This is a genomic window from Mesorhizobium sp. WSM3862, from assembly GCF_002294985.1.
Classification (GTDB): Bacteria; Pseudomonadota; Alphaproteobacteria; order Rhizobiales; family Rhizobiaceae; genus Mesorhizobium.
Genome location: NZ_NSGE01000015.1, coordinates 15,035 through 28,323, shown reverse-complemented (window position 1 = coordinate 28,323; position 13,289 = coordinate 15,035). Strand labels below are relative to the sequence as shown.

General features: G+C 64.2%; 17 protein-coding genes and 1 riboswitch. Of the genes, 4 read left to right on the top strand and 13 right to left on the bottom strand.

All coding sequences use genetic code 11. From position 1 onward, the window contains the following. Positions 1-64: 64 nt before the first annotated feature. On the bottom strand, positions 65-247 hold the full coding sequence (locus CK224_RS28920) for a hypothetical protein (protein ID WP_066995816.1): 183 nt from the start codon (positions 245-247) through the stop codon (positions 65-67). Positions 248-372: 125 nt separating this feature from the next. On the opposite strand from CK224_RS28920, the gene CK224_RS31570 reads away from it, so the two are divergent. Both CK224_RS31570 and CK224_RS28910 read left to right on the top strand, forming a co-directional pair. Then, positions 373-528, top strand: a complete 156-nt coding sequence (locus CK224_RS31570; RefSeq protein ID WP_082980499.1) for a hypothetical protein — start codon at positions 373-375, stop codon at positions 526-528. Positions 529-688: 160 nt separating this feature from the next. After that, a complete protein-coding gene (locus CK224_RS28910; RefSeq protein ID WP_095779144.1) occupies positions 689-2,770 on the top strand; it encodes an ATP-dependent helicase in 2,082 nt (693 codons plus the stop codon). 83 nt (positions 2,771-2,853) lie between these two features. Here the strand turns inward: CK224_RS28910 and CK224_RS28905 are convergent, their stop codons facing one another. The 3 genes from CK224_RS28905 to CK224_RS28895 all read right to left on the bottom strand — a co-directional run bounded on the left by CK224_RS28905 (position 2,854) and on the right by CK224_RS28895 (position 5,142). Beyond that, entirely contained in the window at positions 2,854-3,639 is a 786-nt protein-coding gene (locus CK224_RS28905) for a GGDEF domain-containing protein (RefSeq protein WP_066995812.1), read from the bottom strand. Between the two features lie 186 nt (positions 3,640-3,825). After that, positions 3,826-4,443 (bottom strand): hypothetical protein, encoded by a 618-nt coding sequence (locus CK224_RS28900; RefSeq protein WP_245299617.1) that lies wholly within the window; start codon positions 4,441-4,443, stop codon positions 3,826-3,828. Positions 4,444-4,632: 189 nt separating this feature from the next. Beyond that, positions 4,633-5,142 (bottom strand): DinB family protein, encoded by a 510-nt coding sequence (locus tag CK224_RS28895; protein ID WP_066995808.1) that lies wholly within the window; start codon positions 5,140-5,142, stop codon positions 4,633-4,635. A gap of 54 nt (positions 5,143-5,196) precedes the next feature. On the opposite strand from CK224_RS28895, the gene CK224_RS28890 reads away from it, so the two are divergent. Then, positions 5,197-5,889 carry a glutathione S-transferase family protein gene (locus tag CK224_RS28890; RefSeq protein WP_095784153.1) on the top strand — a complete coding sequence of 231 codons (693 nt, stop codon included), beginning with the start codon at positions 5,197-5,199 and terminating at the stop codon, positions 5,887-5,889. A 139-nt stretch (positions 5,890-6,028) separates the two neighbouring features. Here CK224_RS28890 and CK224_RS28885 read toward each other — a convergent pair whose 3' ends face one another. Further along, entirely contained in the window at positions 6,029-6,244 is a 216-nt protein-coding gene (locus CK224_RS28885; protein ID WP_095784152.1) for a hypothetical protein, read from the bottom strand. 176 nt (positions 6,245-6,420) lie between these two features. Between CK224_RS28885 and ndk the strand changes: the two genes are divergently transcribed. Further along, positions 6,421-6,843 carry a nucleoside-diphosphate kinase gene (gene ndk, locus CK224_RS28880; RefSeq protein ID WP_095784151.1) on the top strand — a complete coding sequence of 141 codons (423 nt, stop codon included), beginning with the start codon at positions 6,421-6,423 and terminating at the stop codon, positions 6,841-6,843. A 146-nt stretch (positions 6,844-6,989) separates the two neighbouring features. Here the strand turns inward: ndk and crcB (CK224_RS28875) are convergent, their stop codons facing one another. From crcB (CK224_RS28875) to CK224_RS28840, 8 genes are all read right to left on the bottom strand, one after another. Beyond that, entirely contained in the window at positions 6,990-7,391 is a 402-nt protein-coding gene (crcB, locus tag CK224_RS28875; protein WP_245299616.1) for a fluoride efflux transporter CrcB, read from the bottom strand. A 32-nt stretch (positions 7,392-7,423) separates the two neighbouring features. Then, positions 7,424-7,816 (bottom strand): fluoride efflux transporter CrcB, encoded by a 393-nt coding sequence (crcB, locus tag CK224_RS28870; RefSeq protein ID WP_095784150.1) that lies wholly within the window; start codon positions 7,814-7,816, stop codon positions 7,424-7,426. A 98-nt stretch (positions 7,817-7,914) separates the two neighbouring features. Further along, a riboswitch (Fluoride riboswitch) is annotated at positions 7,915-7,988 on the bottom strand. 208 nt (positions 7,989-8,196) lie between these two features. After that, on the bottom strand, positions 8,197-8,613 hold the full coding sequence (locus tag CK224_RS28865; protein ID WP_082980498.1) for a YbaY family lipoprotein: 417 nt from the start codon (positions 8,611-8,613) through the stop codon (positions 8,197-8,199). A 219-nt stretch (positions 8,614-8,832) separates the two neighbouring features. Further along, on the bottom strand, positions 8,833-9,312 hold the full coding sequence (locus CK224_RS28860; RefSeq protein WP_095784149.1) for a molybdenum cofactor biosynthesis protein MoaE: 480 nt from the start codon (positions 9,310-9,312) through the stop codon (positions 8,833-8,835). A gap of 1 nt (position 9,313) precedes the next feature. After that, positions 9,314-9,571 (bottom strand): molybdopterin converting factor subunit 1, encoded by a 258-nt coding sequence (gene moaD / locus CK224_RS28855; RefSeq protein WP_067330385.1) that lies wholly within the window; start codon positions 9,569-9,571, stop codon positions 9,314-9,316. Position 9,572: 1 nt separating this feature from the next. After that, complete coding sequence (gene pgsA, locus CK224_RS28850) at positions 9,573-10,169, bottom strand: CDP-diacylglycerol--glycerol-3-phosphate 3-phosphatidyltransferase (RefSeq protein ID WP_067330383.1); 597 nt, start codon at positions 10,167-10,169, stop codon at positions 9,573-9,575. Between the two features lie 104 nt (positions 10,170-10,273). Then, a complete protein-coding gene (gene uvrC / locus CK224_RS28845; protein WP_095784148.1) occupies positions 10,274-12,358 on the bottom strand; it encodes an excinuclease ABC subunit UvrC in 2,085 nt (694 codons plus the stop codon). Beyond that, positions 12,355-13,119, bottom strand: a complete 765-nt coding sequence (locus tag CK224_RS28840; RefSeq protein WP_066995786.1) for an SDR family oxidoreductase — start codon at positions 13,117-13,119, stop codon at positions 12,355-12,357. The genes uvrC and CK224_RS28840 overlap by 4 nt, the downstream gene beginning before the upstream one ends. Between the last annotated feature and the right edge of the window lie 170 nt (positions 13,120-13,289).

Below are 13,289 nucleotides of genomic sequence, written 5' to 3'. Positions count from 1 at the left end.
CCCAAGCAGCGCCGGCCTTCTTCTGCGGCGGCGCCGCTTCGCCTCCCGACAACACCGTCCGCTTTCATTGCTTCGGTGGCGTGCCGGGCTGGTCGCCGCCGGTGGTCGATTGCGGCACCGGGTTCTTGTCGACCTGCGGGTTTTTGTCGACAGTGTCGCTCGGCGCCTTGGTGGGCTGCACGCTGTTGTCGCAGGCGGCGAGCGCGAGCCCTGCCGCGAGTGCCAGCAGCACAGGAAGTTTCATCATGACGACCTCCTCTCGTTCGCCCCTTTCTTCGAAGCAAACGAGGCGGCGGCGGTTTGGTTGCGCCGTCCGGCGGGAACCAACGCGGCTGTCTCCGGTTGAACCTCGATAACTCACGAGGAGATGTCATGATCCGTCTGCTGCTCGTCGGCCTGTTCGGCTACACGGCCTATCGCGTCACGATGAGGATCATCGAGGAGGCGTCCGGCGAGCTCGCGCCGCCGGACGGTCGGCGGTCGCTGCGGCGCCAGTCCGCGGCGATGGGTGTCGAGCCGAAAAGATAGATCGGCCAATCTCCCGCTTGTTGGGAAGATGGCCGGCCTATCCAGCACATGCCGGCGCGTGCATCGTCCCCTCTGCCCTGCCGGGCATCGCCCCCCACTTGGGCGCCTGTCGGGAGATCAGCTGTATTGCGAACAAAGCGGAAACGATGCTTGATGGGCGATGAACATCGCCGCCCGTGATTCGTCCTTCGAAACTCCTGCCTATCTTGCCCGGCTGAACGACGAGCAGCGGCTGGCGGTGGTGCATGGCGACGGCAAGGTGGCCGCGCCGCTGCTGGTGATCGCCGGCGCCGGCTCCGGCAAGACCAGCACGCTGGCGCATCGCGTGGCGCACCTCATCGTCAAGGGCGCCGATCCGCGCCGCATCCTTTTGATGACCTTTTCGCGCCGCGCCGCGGCTGAAATGGCAAAGCGTGTCGAGCGCATCGCCGGCGAGGTGCTGGGCCGCGATGCCGCGATCATCGCCGATGCGCTCTCCTGGGCCGGTACTTTCCACGGTATCGGCGCCAGACTCTTGCGCGACTATGCCGAGCAGATCGGCCTCGATCCGGCTTTCACCATCCACGATCGCGAGGATTCGGCCGACCTGATGAACCTTGCCCGGCACGAGCTCGGTTTTTCCAAGACCGAAAGCCGCTTCCCGACCAAAGCCACCTGCCTGCAGATCTATTCGCGGGCGGTGAACGCGCAGGCGCCGCTCGGCGAGGTGCTGGGCTCGGCCTTTCCCTGGTGCTCAGGATGGGCGGAACAACTGAAGGAGCTGTTCGCGGCTTATGTCGAGGCCAAGCAGGCGCAGAACGTGCTCGATTACGACGACCTTTTGCTCTACTGGGCGCAGATGGCGGCCGAGCCGGAGATCGCCGCTCACCTTGGCTCCCGCTTCGACCACGTGCTGGTCGACGAATATCAGGACACCAACAGGCTGCAGGCCTCTATTCTGTTGGCGCTGAAGCCGGACGGCGCGGGCTTGACCGTGGTGGGCGATGACGCACAGTCGATCTATTCCTTCCGGGCCGCGGAAGTGCGCAACATTCTCGATTTCCCAAAACAGTTCGCGCAAGGCGCCGAGATCGTCATGCTGGAGCGCAATTACCGCTCGACCGAGCCGATCCTGGCCGCCGCCAACAAAGTGATCGGAGAGGCAAGCGAGCGTTTCACCAAGAATCTCTGGACCGAACGCCGGTCGTCGCACAAGCCGCAACTGGTAAGCGTGCGCGACGAGGCTGAGCAGGCCAATTATGTCTGCCAGGCGATCCTTGCCGAGCGCGAGGCCGGCACGGCGCTCAAGGCGCAAGCCGTGCTCTTCCGCGCCTCGCATCACAGCGGGCCGCTGGAGGTGGAGCTCACGCGGCGCAACATCCCCTTCGTCAAATTCGGCGGGCTGAAATTCCTCGATGCCGCGCACGTGAAAGACATGCTGGCGATGCTGCGCTTTGCCGAGAACCCGCGCGACAGGGTCGCCGGCTTCCGGGTGCTGCAGTTGATGCCCGGCATCGGCCCTTCGGCCGCCTCGCAGATCGTCGAGGCGATGGCGACGTCGCTCGACGAGACGCTGGGCCTTGCCCGCTTCCGGCCGCCGCAGCGCGCGGCCGCAGACTGGCCGGTTTTTCTCGACATCTACAGCGGACTGCGCGCCGGCGCCAAATGGCCGGCCGACCTCGAGCGGATCAGGCTCTGGTACGAGCCGCATCTGGAGCGTATCCACGAGGACGCCATCACGCGCCGGGCCGACCTGTTGCAGCTCGAGCAGATCGCGTCGGGCTATCCCTCGCGCGAGCGTTTCCTGACCGAGCTGACGCTCGACCCGCCCGACGCCACCAGCGACCAGGCCGGCCCGCCGCATCGCGACGAGGATTACCTGATCCTGTCCACGATCCATTCGGCCAAGGGCCAGGAGTGGAAGAACGTCTTCGTGCTCAACACGGTCGACGGCTGCATCCCGGCCGATCTCGGCGTCGGCACTAAGGAGGATATCGAGGAGGAGCGGCGGCTGCTCTATGTGGCGATGACGCGCGCCAAGGACAGCCTGCACCTGGTGGTGCCGCAGCGCTTTTATCCGCACAACCAGCCGGCGCGCGGCGACCGTCACGTCTATGCCTCTCGCACCCGCTTCATCCCGGCTTCGATGCTTTCGGCTTTCGAACAGTCATCCTGGGCGAGCGCGGCGATCACGGACGATCCGCGCCAAAAGCCGGGCGTTAAGGTCGATCTCGGCGCGCGCATGCGCGGCATGTGGAAATAGGCGCCTACCCAAAGGCGGGGACGACGCTCCACTCAACCAGAACCACTGGTGAGGGCGCTCCGTTTCCTGCAGCGCGGGTTCGTTCAGTGGAAGGTGCCGGCGGCCTCGCCGGATAGCCTGCTGCGCGGGCTTTCGAAGCTCACCTGGTCGCGTCCGTTCGACTTCGCCTTGTAGAGATGCCTGTCCGCGACTTGAAACATGTGGTGATAGGTGGTGGGCCCGCTGAAGGCGACGCCGCCAATGCTGACCGAAAGCGGGCACGGCTGCCCGCCTGGAGCGAACTCGGCCTCGCGGATACGCAGCCTGATCGACTCGGCGACCAGGAAGGAGCGCGTCGCGTCGGCGCCCGGAAGGAAGACCGCGAATTCCTCGCCGCCGATGCGTCCGACGATGTCGGCGCCGTGGAGCTGGCTCCGGATCGTGCTCGCGATCAGCTTCAGCGCCTGATCGCCGCAATCGTGGCCGAGCCGGTCGTTGATCGACTTGAAATGGTCGGCATCGACGATCAGCAGCGCGCCGGCTTCGGCCACCGCATGGCTGCGAGCCTTGTCGAGATAGGCCTCGACCAGCATCGAGAAAGCGCCGCGGTTGAAGACCGCCGTCAGGCTGTCGGTCGCGGCAATGATGCTGAGCTCCTTCTGGGCGATGGCCAGCTGGCGCATCTTCCACATCAGGAAGAACAGGAAGGAGCCGCCAAGGATGAGCGGCAGGAACAGGTCGGTGAGCTTGGCCCAGAGCAGCGCTTCGGGTGACAGCGAGGGAAAGTTGAAGGAATCGACAAAGAAGGCCGCGGCAATGAAGAATGCCGTGCCGGCAACGGTAACCAGCGCGACCCTGCCCCAACTGGTGGGGGACAAATCGATGCGCATGGCATTGCTCCCACTACAACTGGCATATTGTGGAGCGCGAGCGCAAACGAAGTCCTAATATATTGGCTTCAATGGGAATGTGGTTAACCAGGCGTCGAGCGCGCCGCACCGCGATACCAGCTGAAGAAGGCCCGCCGACGCAGCGGCGGGCTTTGCGATTGGCCGGAGGCGCTCGTCAGCGCGCCGTCAACGACGCGAAATCATCAGGCAGAGCGCCCTCAGATCACGATCATAGGTGCCCTCGCTGCTGAGCACATCGACGCAGCGCTTCTTCATCCGCGACAACTGGCTGCTCGACATCTGGGCGACGGCGGAGGACAGGTTCGTCGTTCCCGGCGGCGTCGCGCCGACGGTTCCAGGAACGGTGGCGCCCGCGCCGAGGGCGACGCCAGCGCCGCTCGTGCCGCCCGTCGTCACGTTGAGCGTGCTATTGGTGCCGTTGCCCAAAGTCGCATTGGCTCCAGCCCCGTTGGTGCCGCCGATCGATGCCGTTGCGGTGGAACTGCTGCCGCCGATGGTGGCGGTTCCGGTGCCGCCGCTTGCGCCGCCGATCGAAGCCCTGGCGCTGGTGTTGCTGCCGCCGAAGGATGCATTTGCGTCAGCCCCATTTGGGCCGCCCGCATTGGCGTCGGCGCTATTGCTGCCTACGGATGCGCCGCCGAGGCCACCGAGCCCGACGCTCTGGGCGTTCGCCGGCATGGCAAGAGCAACGACGATTGCACCACTCGCCAATGTGCTGGCGAATCTTTTTACGATACTGGCCATGACACTCTCCATGTGGTTTGTATTTCCGCCTTGCATCATTTGTTGCGCTTTTCTAGCGCGCGTAGCTTTTGAGACAGAAATACGCCGAGAGTGCCCTTTCGGTTTCTTTAGCTATTGCGCATATGACGAATCCTAGTTTTCAAAAACGATACTTCTGCTTTAAAAATATAGACGAAATTGAAGTGTTTTTTAGTTTTCCGGAATTGGCCAACCGGAATCCCGCAAGCTTCAGGCGTAGGCGCGGCCTTCTTCGGAGCGCTGGAACTGCATCAGGTCAAGCGGCACCGAGGGCCTGCCGAGGACGGTAAGGCACATATGCGCCTGGCCGCGATGGTGGGTCTGGTGATTGAAGAGATGGCTGAGCGCCGGCGCCAGCCGCTGCGAAACGGTGCGCATGTCAGTGGTCATATAGGAAAATCGCCCGGTGAGCGCCTTATCGGTCATGCCGTCCATCCAGTCGACGATCCTCCTGTCCTCGGCCTCGCGTGCCAGGCGCAAGCCCGGGAAGGCGCGATAGAGGATCGTCGCAAGGTTTGAGGGCGCGTCCCCCTCGCCGGTAAAGCGCTTCATCCAGACGCGGTCGGTGACGAGCAGGTGATTGAGCGTGCCCAGCATCGAGCCGAAGAAGGCGCCGACATCGCGGCCGAGTTCCTCTTCGCTGAGATCGGCGGCGGCATCATAGATGCGCGTGTTGGCCCATTGATTGTAGGCCGCAAACATCATGAAATGCTGTTTCATTCTTCCACCCGGCTCGCAACGAATCCCGGCTCTTCGTAACCCGCAGGAACCGTAATGACCATTCTGTTCTATGATCTCGTCGGCCACGACGCAAAACGCCCCTTCAGTCCGCATTGCTGGAAGACGAAGATGGCGCTGGCCCACAAAGGGATCGACGCCACCAAGGTGCCGACGCGCTTCCTGGAAGTCCCCAAGGTGGAAGGCGGCGTGTCGAAGACGGTGCCGGTGATCCGCGATGGCGAGCGCGTGGTGGCCGATTCCTTCGCCATCGCACTCTATCTCGACGAAGCCTATCCCGAGCGGCCGACGTTGTTCGGCGGCGAAGGCGGCAAGGCGACGGCGCGCTTCATCGAACGCTGGTCGCAGCTCACCATCCATCCTTACCTCACGACGGTGCTGCTCACCGATCTGCACAGCATGCAGGACGAGGCGAACCGCGCCTATTTCCGCGAGAGCCGCGAGCAGCGGCTCGGCAAGCGGCTCGAAGAGGTGGTGGCCGGCCGCGACACGGGGCTTGCCGGCTTTCGTGCCTCGCTCGAGCCGCTGCGCTCGATGCTCATCTACCAGCCTTTCATCGGCGGGACATCGCCGCTGTTTGCCGATTACATCGTGTTCGGGGCGCTGCAATGGGCGCGCGTCGCCTCGCCCTACCAACTGCTCGAGACGGGCGACGGCGTTGCCGAATGGTTCGAACGCTGCCTCGACCTGCATGGCGGAATCGGCCGGCAGGTCGCCGCGGCGGCGTAAGCGCTAATCTTCCTCTTGTGGGAAGATGTCGCCGAAGGTGACAGAGTGGGCGCCTCAACAGCTGCGGTGCCTACTTGAGAGAGAAGAAGTCGGCGTTTCACGCGCGGCGCCCCGCTCTGGCCTGCCGGCCATCTCCCCCTCAAGGCGGGAATTTTCCGGCTTCATCCTTTTCGACCAGCCTGACGCAGATCGGATCGCCCTCTCCCATGCGGGCGCATTGCCATTCCGGGCCGAAGCCGAAATTCTGCTGTCCGGTTTGTGGAAAGAACAGCAGGACGAAGACGATCACGGCAAGAACCACGGCCGTCAAGAAAATGCCGGCGACATCGTCGCGTCTGAGGTAGAGCCGGTTCATCGCCTCCTGCTCCGCTGCCGCGGTGCTCCGGACTGCACGCGAAGCGCGCTCTCAGCCGTCTAATTATCCCGCAAACAGCCGGCCTTGACCAGAAGCCGCCTCCCCTTGGCAAGCCGCCAAGCGGCTTGTATAGAGCCCGCCACTCCAATTTCCATTCCCAGAACAAGGACGACCCAATGGCGATCGAACGCACCTTCTCCATGATCAAGCCGGATGCCACCAAGCGCAATCTGACCGGCGCCATCACCAAGATGCTGGAAGACGCGGGCCTCAGCGTCGTCGCGTCGCGTCGCGTATGGATGAGCCGCCGCGAGGCCGAAGGCTTCTACGCCGTCCACAAGGATCGTCCTTTCTTCGGCGAGCTGGTCGAATTCATGTCGTCGGGCCCGGCCGTCGTGCAGGTTCTGGAAGGGGACAACGCCATTGCCAAGAACCGCGAAGTGATGGGCGCCACCAACCCGGCCAATGCGGCCGAGGGCACCATCCGCAAGGTGCATGCGCTGTCGATCGGCGAAAATTCGGTGCACGGCTCGGACGCGCCGGAGACCGCCGCGCAGGAGATCAGGTACTGGTTCTCCGACACCGAGATCGTCGGCTGAGACGCTTCGGTCCTGGCAATGAAGGCGGCTCTCGGGCCGCCTTTTTGTTGGAGCGGGCGGCCGGGCAGGCTTTAGGAACGGGCGATTGCCCGCGGCAGCGCCGGAGGCCTCCGAGCCGGCGAGAAGTGCCATGCTCTCCTCCCTGATCACCTGGTGATCGGCAAGCGGTTGAACCTGGCCGCCATGAGATGGCCGAGCCAGGCCGACGCAAGCGACAGCACCACCACACTGACAAGATAGGTCGCCGCAAGGCCGAGGTCGCCCTCGAGAAGCAGAATGAAGGTGTCGAGGCTCATCGACGAAAAAGTGGTGAGACCGCCGCAGAAGCCGCCGGTCACGAACTGGCGGCCGGCCGGGCCGATCATCAGGCGTCCATCCGGCCGGGTCAGCGTGGAAAAGAACATGATGACCCAGGAGCCGACGACGTTGACGAACGCCGTTGCAAGCAGCGCGCTCCAGCCCAGCAGGGAGACGACGACGTAGCCGCACAGGAAGCGCGCCAGCGAACCGATGGCCGCGCCGCAGCCCACCGCCAGATAAAGCCGCATGGCTGTCTGTCTATCGTTTCCAAGCATAGGCCCTACCCTGCCATCCGCTCGACGGTCCAAAAGCCAAAGGCGACGGCAAGCACGCAGAGCGCCGCCGAGGCGACGACGTTGAGAGCGGCGAGCCGCCTCTCGTCGTCGAGCGCGAGGTTCAGCGTCTGTAGGCAGAAGGACGAAACCGTGGTGTAGCCGCCGAACAGCCCGACCACGATCAGGTCGCGCACGAGTTCGGCGGAAAAGATGCCGCCGACGGCCCGCGCCGCGCCGGCGAAGGCGCCGATGGCAAGCGCGCCGGAGACGTTGACCACCAGCGTGCCCCAGGGAAAGGTCTCGCCGACGCTGCGGCCGACAAGGTCCGACAGGAAGAAGCGGGAAATACCGCCGAGGAAGCCGCCGATCAGGACCAGGGCGCAGGCCGCAAGGCTCATCGCTTCATTGCCTTTCCACAAAGCGATTCCTCGCGGGAATCGCGCCATCAAGACAGGCATGTGCGAGCGGAAAAAACAAATCCTGCCGCGCGAAAGCACGCCTGGCAGGAGTCATCAGCCCGAATGCGAAAAGCTCGGGCGGTTTCGGGGGAACCCCATCCCCATTTGACGAGGGAAACTAGGTGGTCGCGGGGTCGCGGTCAATCGGGGCAACTATGGTTGCGCCGCGTTCCTTTCGCGCCCCCTTAACATTTGCCGAATCCGCTATGGTGGCGGACGAGAGACCGGAACTCCAGGGGCGGCCGCTGACGCAGAAGCAGCCGCGATCCCTCGTCTCTATGCGTTTCCGGCGTGTCGGGAATCTTGCGAACCAAGCCAGGTTACGACGTGACCTTCTTCAGCACGATGGTCTGTGGCTTGCCGTCCAGCGGATCGACCTGGTGGCGAGTGTCGGTGACGAAGATCAGCCGGTCATCGACCGTTATGCGGGCCTGCAGAGCGTAGGTCCTGCCGGGCTGGATCGCCTTGGGATCGAAGCCGATCTCGAATTTGATCGGCACTTGGCCGGCCAGCACGATCTTGCGCTGGCCGAGGAGCGTCGCCGGCGCGTCGGCCAGCGAGATGTCGGCGAGCTCGACCGAAAGCACGGCATTGGGCGGCAGCGCGATGCGCTCGCGATAGGTCACCTCGCCGGCAATCGTCTTTTCGGCGGCACTGGTGAACTCCGGTACGGCAAGCACGCCGACCACCAGCGGCACAAGGCCGAAGATGAAAAATTCCGCAATCCTGTCCAGCATAAGATTGCTCCCGCCCAGCAAATCAAACCGATTTGCAAGGTCGGGAAGGATTGCGGTCGTTCGATGGCCTTGGGGAGGAAATTTCGCCGGCTTGTCCCTCAGGCGGATTGCCAACCGAAATTGCGAAGAGCAGTTCGGGGCGACCCTCTTCTCCCCAAGGGGAGAAGGTGCTGCGAAGCGCGCCAGATGGGGCGATCGCCAAGGCAATGCCGTCCTGGCTTACTTGTCCGGGGTCTTCCAACGATCCGCGGCTTCGTCGTCGGCTTCCTTGGCCTCGACCCAGCCGCCTTCGGAGCCGTCGGCACGGTGCTCCTTCTTCCAGAAGGGCGCACGCGACTTCAGGTAATCCATCAGGAAATTCGCCGCCTCGAAGGCCGCCTGGCGATGCGCGGAGGCCGCGACCACCAGCACGATGTTTTCGCCCGGCGTGATTTTTCCATGGCGGTGTACGACGGTGAGCCCCTGCAGCGGCCAACGCCCGATGGCCTCAGTGGCGATGCGGCCGATCTCGGCCTCGGCCATGCCGGGATAGTGCTCGAGCTCGAGCGCGGCGAGCGCGCCTTTTTCGTCACGGCAGAGGCCGGAGAAGGTGACCACGGCGCCGATATCGGCGCGGCCCTCGGTCAGCGCGGCAATCTCGGCGGCGACGTCGAAATCCTCGCGCTGGACGCGGATGGCCGGCACGACCGTGCTCGCCATCTCAGCCCCCGGTCATCGGCGGAAACAGCGCGATCTCGCGCGCGCCCGCGATTTTCTCGCGGTGGCCGACATGTTCCTGGTTGATGGCGACGCGAATGACGTCCGGATATTGCAGCGCGTTTTCGTATTCCTCGCCGCGCGACTTCAGCCAGCGCAACAGGTCGGCAACGGTCTCGACGCCGGCGGGCAGCTCGACATGCTCTTCCGGCTTGCCGATGCGCTCGCGCACCCAGGCGAAATAAATAAGCTTGGTCGACATCTCACTCGTCCATGATGTGCTTCAGGCCGGCGCGGAAATAGTCGTAACCGGTGTAGAGGGTGACAAGTGCCGCGATCCACAAGAGCACCAGGCCGATTTGGGTGGTCAGCGGGAAGATCTTGTCGCCGGCCGGGCCGACGAGCAGGAAGGCGATGGCGACCATCTGGATGGTCGTCTTCCATTTGGCGAGCTGCGTCACCGGCACCGAGACCTTCAGCGCCGCCAGATATTCGCGCAGGCCCGAGACAAGAATCTCGCGGCACAGGATGATGATCGCCGCCCAGAGCGACCAGCCGGCAATGCCGGCATGGCGGTCGGTGTCGGCCGCGAGCAAGAGCAGGCAGGTGGCGACCAGGAGCTTGTCGGCGATCGGGTCCAGCATCTTGCCGATGTTGGAGGTCTGCTGCCAGGCGCGCGCGAAATAGCCGTCGAAATAGTCGGTGATGGAGGCGAGCAGGAAGATGGCGAGCGCCGACCAGCGGGCGAAGTCGGAGGACTTCAGATGGCCTTCGAGAAAAAAGCACAGCACCACCAGCGGCACCGCGATGATGCGGGCGTAGGTGAGGATGTTCGGCAGGTTGAAAGCGCGCTGGGCCATATCTGATCGGGATCTCTCTCCGCCTGCCTACTCAAATCAGAAGCCAATGTGGGGGGTCAACAGGCGAGATTCGATTGGTCAACCCAAAATAGGCGCAAGAATGGTCAGCTGTCATGAAAATGGTTGTAGACCAGCTTCGCCACGTGCTCGGAGATGCCGTCGACCTTGACCAGGTCCTCGACCGCGGCGCGGCTGACCGCCTTGGCGGTGCCGAAATGGTGAAGCAGCGCCCGCTTGCGGCCGGGGCCGATGCCGGCGATCTCGTCGAGCGGACTCTTGACCATCTCCTTCTTGCGGCGGGCGCGGTGTGAGCCGATGGCGAAGCGATGCACCTCGTCGCGCAGGCGCTGGACGAAATAGAGCACCGGGTCGCGCACCGCCAGCGTGAAAGAGTCCCTGCCCTTGACGAAGAAGCGCTCGCGCCCGGCGTCGCGGTCCTGGCCCTTGGCGATGCCGATGGCGACGACCCGGTCCTCGATGCCGAGATCGGAGAGGATCTTGCGCACCGCCGTCATCTGGCCCTGGCCGCCGTCAATCAGGATGACGTCCGGCCATGCCGGGAAGCTGCCGTTTCCCTCGACAAGATCCTCGGCCGCATCGTCCTCGGCCTCCGCGCCCGCTCCGATTGAAGGCTGGACGTCGCCATGCTCCCTGAGCAGCCGCGAGAAGCGGCGCTCCATCACCTCCCGCATCATGCCGAAATCGTCACCGGGCGTGATCTCGGTCGAGCGGATGTTGAACTTTCGGTACTGGTTCTTCACAAAACCTTCCGGCCCCGCGACGACCATGGCGCCGACCGCATTGGTGCCCATGATGTGCGAGTTGTCGTAGACCTCGATGCGCACTGGCGGCCTTGCGAGGCCGAAGGTCTCGGCAAAGCCTTGCAATAGCCGCGCCTGCGTCGACGTTTCCGCCAGCCTGCGGCCGAGCGCCTCACGCGCGTTCTGCAGCGCGTGATCGGTGAGATCCTTCTTCTCGCCGCGCTGCGGCACCGAGATCGCTATCCTGCGCCCGGCGCGGGTTGACAGCGCCTCGGCGAGCAGCTCCTGCTCCTGCACCGGCTGGGAAAGAAGCAGCGTACGCGCCGGCAGCTTGTCGTCATAGAACTGCGCGAGGAAGGAGCCCAGCACCTCGGCCGGCTCCAGCGCCGGATCGGCCTTGGGAAAATAGGCGCGGTTGCCCCAGTTCTGGCCGGTGCGGAAGAAGAACACCTGGATGCAGGTCTGGCCGCCTTCCTGGTGGATGGCAAAGACATCCGCCTCCTCCACCGTCTGCGGGTTGATGCCCTGATGCGCCTGCACATGCGACAGCGCCGCGAGGCGATCCCGGTAGATAGCGGCCCGCTCGAAATCGAGCTCTTCGGAGGCTTGTTGCATGGCGGCCGAGATCTCGGTCTTCACCTTCTGACTGCGGCCGGAGAGAAAATCCTTCGCCTCGGCAACCAGCTCGGCATAGCCCCGATGCGATATCTCGCCGGTGCAGGGACCGGCGCAACGCTTGATCTGGTAGAGCAGGCAAGGTCGCGTGCGGTTCTCGTAGAAGGAATCCGTGCAGCTTCGCAGCAGAAAGGCGCGCTGCAGCGAATTGATGGTGCGCCCGACCGCGCCGGCGGAAGCGAAGGGCCCAAAATAGTCGCCCTTGCGCGAGCGCGCGCCGCGATGCTTGTAGATGCCGGGCGAGACATGGTCGCCAGTAAGCAGGATGTAAGGGAACGACTTGTCGTCCCGCATCAGCACGTTGAAGCGGGGCCTCAGCCGCTTGATGAGGTTGGCCTCGAGCAGCAGCGCCTCGATCTCGGTGCGAGTGACGACGAATTCCATCGTCGCCGTCTCGCGCACCATGCGGCCGATGCGGGCGGTGTGGAAGCGCCCCTGCGCATAGTTGGTGACGCGCTTCTTCAGGCTGCGCGCCTTGCCGACATAGAGCACGTCGCCGGCGGCATTCATCATTCGGTAGACGCCCGGCTGGTTGGGCAGCCGCTTGACCAAGGTCTGGATCACCTCGGCACCGACCATGCCGTCGGCGTCGCCGGCATGCGGCGTCCAGTCGATCGCGGTGAAAGCAACGTCGGGACCGGCGACAACCGCCTCCGGCTCGACGATCTCCTCCGACGCCTCGTCCTCGATATCGAGATCGGGCGGCAAATCATCGCCGGCGCCGATGGGGCTGTGTTTTTGGGCAGGACTCATTCCACCATGCCTGTCACATCGGGCGTCTGCCATGCAAGATGCTGGCCGCCGTCGAGCGCGATCATCTGCCCGGTGACGGAGCGCGCCTCCCAGAGATAGCGGATGGTGGCGCCGAATTCCGGCAATTGCGGGCCGCGCTTCAGAATCAGTCCTTCGACCTGCCTGCCGAAATCTTCGTCGTCCTGGCGCTTGTTCTTCAGTGTCGGGCCGGGGCCGATGGCATTGACGCGAATGCGCGGCCCCAGCGCCTGCGCCAGCATCTGGGTCTGTGTCCACAGGGCCGATTTCGACAGCGCGTAAGAGAAATAACGCGGCGTCGGCCGCCAGACACGCTGGTCGATGACGTTGACGATCAGTCCCTCCGCGCCTTCCGGCAAGGCGCGAGCAAAGTTCTGCGCCAGCAGCGCCGGCGTCTTCAGATGAATGGCGAAGTGGCGGTCCCAGGCCTGCCAGTCGAAATCCTCGATACGGTCGTCGACGAACAAGGAGGCGTTGTTGACGAGCAGCGTGACCGGGCCAAGGGCAGCCTCGGAGCGGCCGACGAGATCGCCGACGGCTTTCATATCGGTGAGGTCGGCAACGAGCACGGCGGCACGGCCGCCCTGGTTCCTGATGCGGCTGGCCAGCGCCTCGGCTTCGGCTCCGGAACGATTGGCATGGATGGCCACGGCAAAGCCATGCGCGGCAAGGTCTTCGACGATCGCCTTGCCGATCCTTTTCGCTCCACCCGTCACCAGCACCACGCCAAAGGCTTCTTTCATGTCGTCAATCCTCTATCGGCTTCACGATTCCGGGAAGCCGGCACAATATGACGGGCCAAGCGTTAAATGCCATTTCTACCTGGGGCAGGAATGTGGCGAAGCGGCCCGTACGCACGCTGCCGACCCGGATTGCGGAAGTTTCATAATGCAATATATGTCCCCGAACCCCT

What these genes read in the sequence shown, in the direction of transcription:
- crcB (WP_095784150.1), bottom strand. Translation starts at nt 7,816, where the DNA reads ATGAGCCTTGCGGCCTGCGCCCTGGTCCTGATCGGCGGCTTCCTCGGC.
- CK224_RS28920 (WP_066995816.1), bottom strand. Translation starts at nt 247, where the DNA reads ATGATGAAACTTCCTGTGCTGCTGGCACTCGCGGCAGGGCTCGCGCTC.
- CK224_RS28890 (WP_095784153.1), top strand. Translation starts at nt 5,197, where the DNA reads ATGACCATTCTGTTCTATGATCTCGTCGGCCACGACGCAAAACGCCCC.
- crcB (WP_245299616.1), bottom strand. Translation starts at nt 7,391, where the DNA reads ATGCGGCTTTATCTGGCGGTGGGCTGCGGCGCGGCCATCGGTTCGCTG.
- ndk (WP_095784151.1), top strand. Translation starts at nt 6,421, where the DNA reads ATGGCGATCGAACGCACCTTCTCCATGATCAAGCCGGATGCCACCAAG.
- CK224_RS28840 (WP_066995786.1), bottom strand. Translation starts at nt 13,119, where the DNA reads ATGAAAGAAGCCTTTGGCGTGGTGCTGGTGACGGGTGGAGCGAAAAGG.
- CK224_RS28860 (WP_095784149.1), bottom strand. Translation starts at nt 9,312, where the DNA reads ATGGCGAGCACGGTCGTGCCGGCCATCCGCGTCCAGCGCGAGGATTTC.
- CK224_RS28865 (WP_082980498.1), bottom strand. Translation starts at nt 8,613, where the DNA reads ATGCTGGACAGGATTGCGGAATTTTTCATCTTCGGCCTTGTGCCGCTG.
- CK224_RS28895 (WP_066995808.1), bottom strand. Translation starts at nt 5,142, where the DNA reads ATGAAACAGCATTTCATGATGTTTGCGGCCTACAATCAATGGGCCAAC.
- CK224_RS28885 (WP_095784152.1), bottom strand. Translation starts at nt 6,244, where the DNA reads ATGAACCGGCTCTACCTCAGACGCGACGATGTCGCCGGCATTTTCTTG.
- CK224_RS28900 (WP_245299617.1), bottom strand. Translation starts at nt 4,443, where the DNA reads ATGATGCAAGGCGGAAATACAAACCACATGGAGAGTGTCATGGCCAGT.
- CK224_RS28905 (WP_066995812.1), bottom strand. Translation starts at nt 3,639, where the DNA reads ATGCGCATCGATTTGTCCCCCACCAGTTGGGGCAGGGTCGCGCTGGTT.
- moaD (WP_067330385.1), bottom strand. Translation starts at nt 9,571, where the DNA reads ATGTCGACCAAGCTTATTTATTTCGCCTGGGTGCGCGAGCGCATCGGC.
- uvrC (WP_095784148.1), bottom strand. Translation starts at nt 12,358, where the DNA reads ATGAGTCCTGCCCAAAAACACAGCCCCATCGGCGCCGGCGATGATTTG.
- CK224_RS31570 (WP_082980499.1), top strand. Translation starts at nt 373, where the DNA reads ATGATCCGTCTGCTGCTCGTCGGCCTGTTCGGCTACACGGCCTATCGC.
- pgsA (WP_067330383.1), bottom strand. Translation starts at nt 10,169, where the DNA reads ATGGCCCAGCGCGCTTTCAACCTGCCGAACATCCTCACCTACGCCCGC.
- CK224_RS28910 (WP_095779144.1), top strand. Translation starts at nt 689, where the DNA reads ATGAACATCGCCGCCCGTGATTCGTCCTTCGAAACTCCTGCCTATCTT.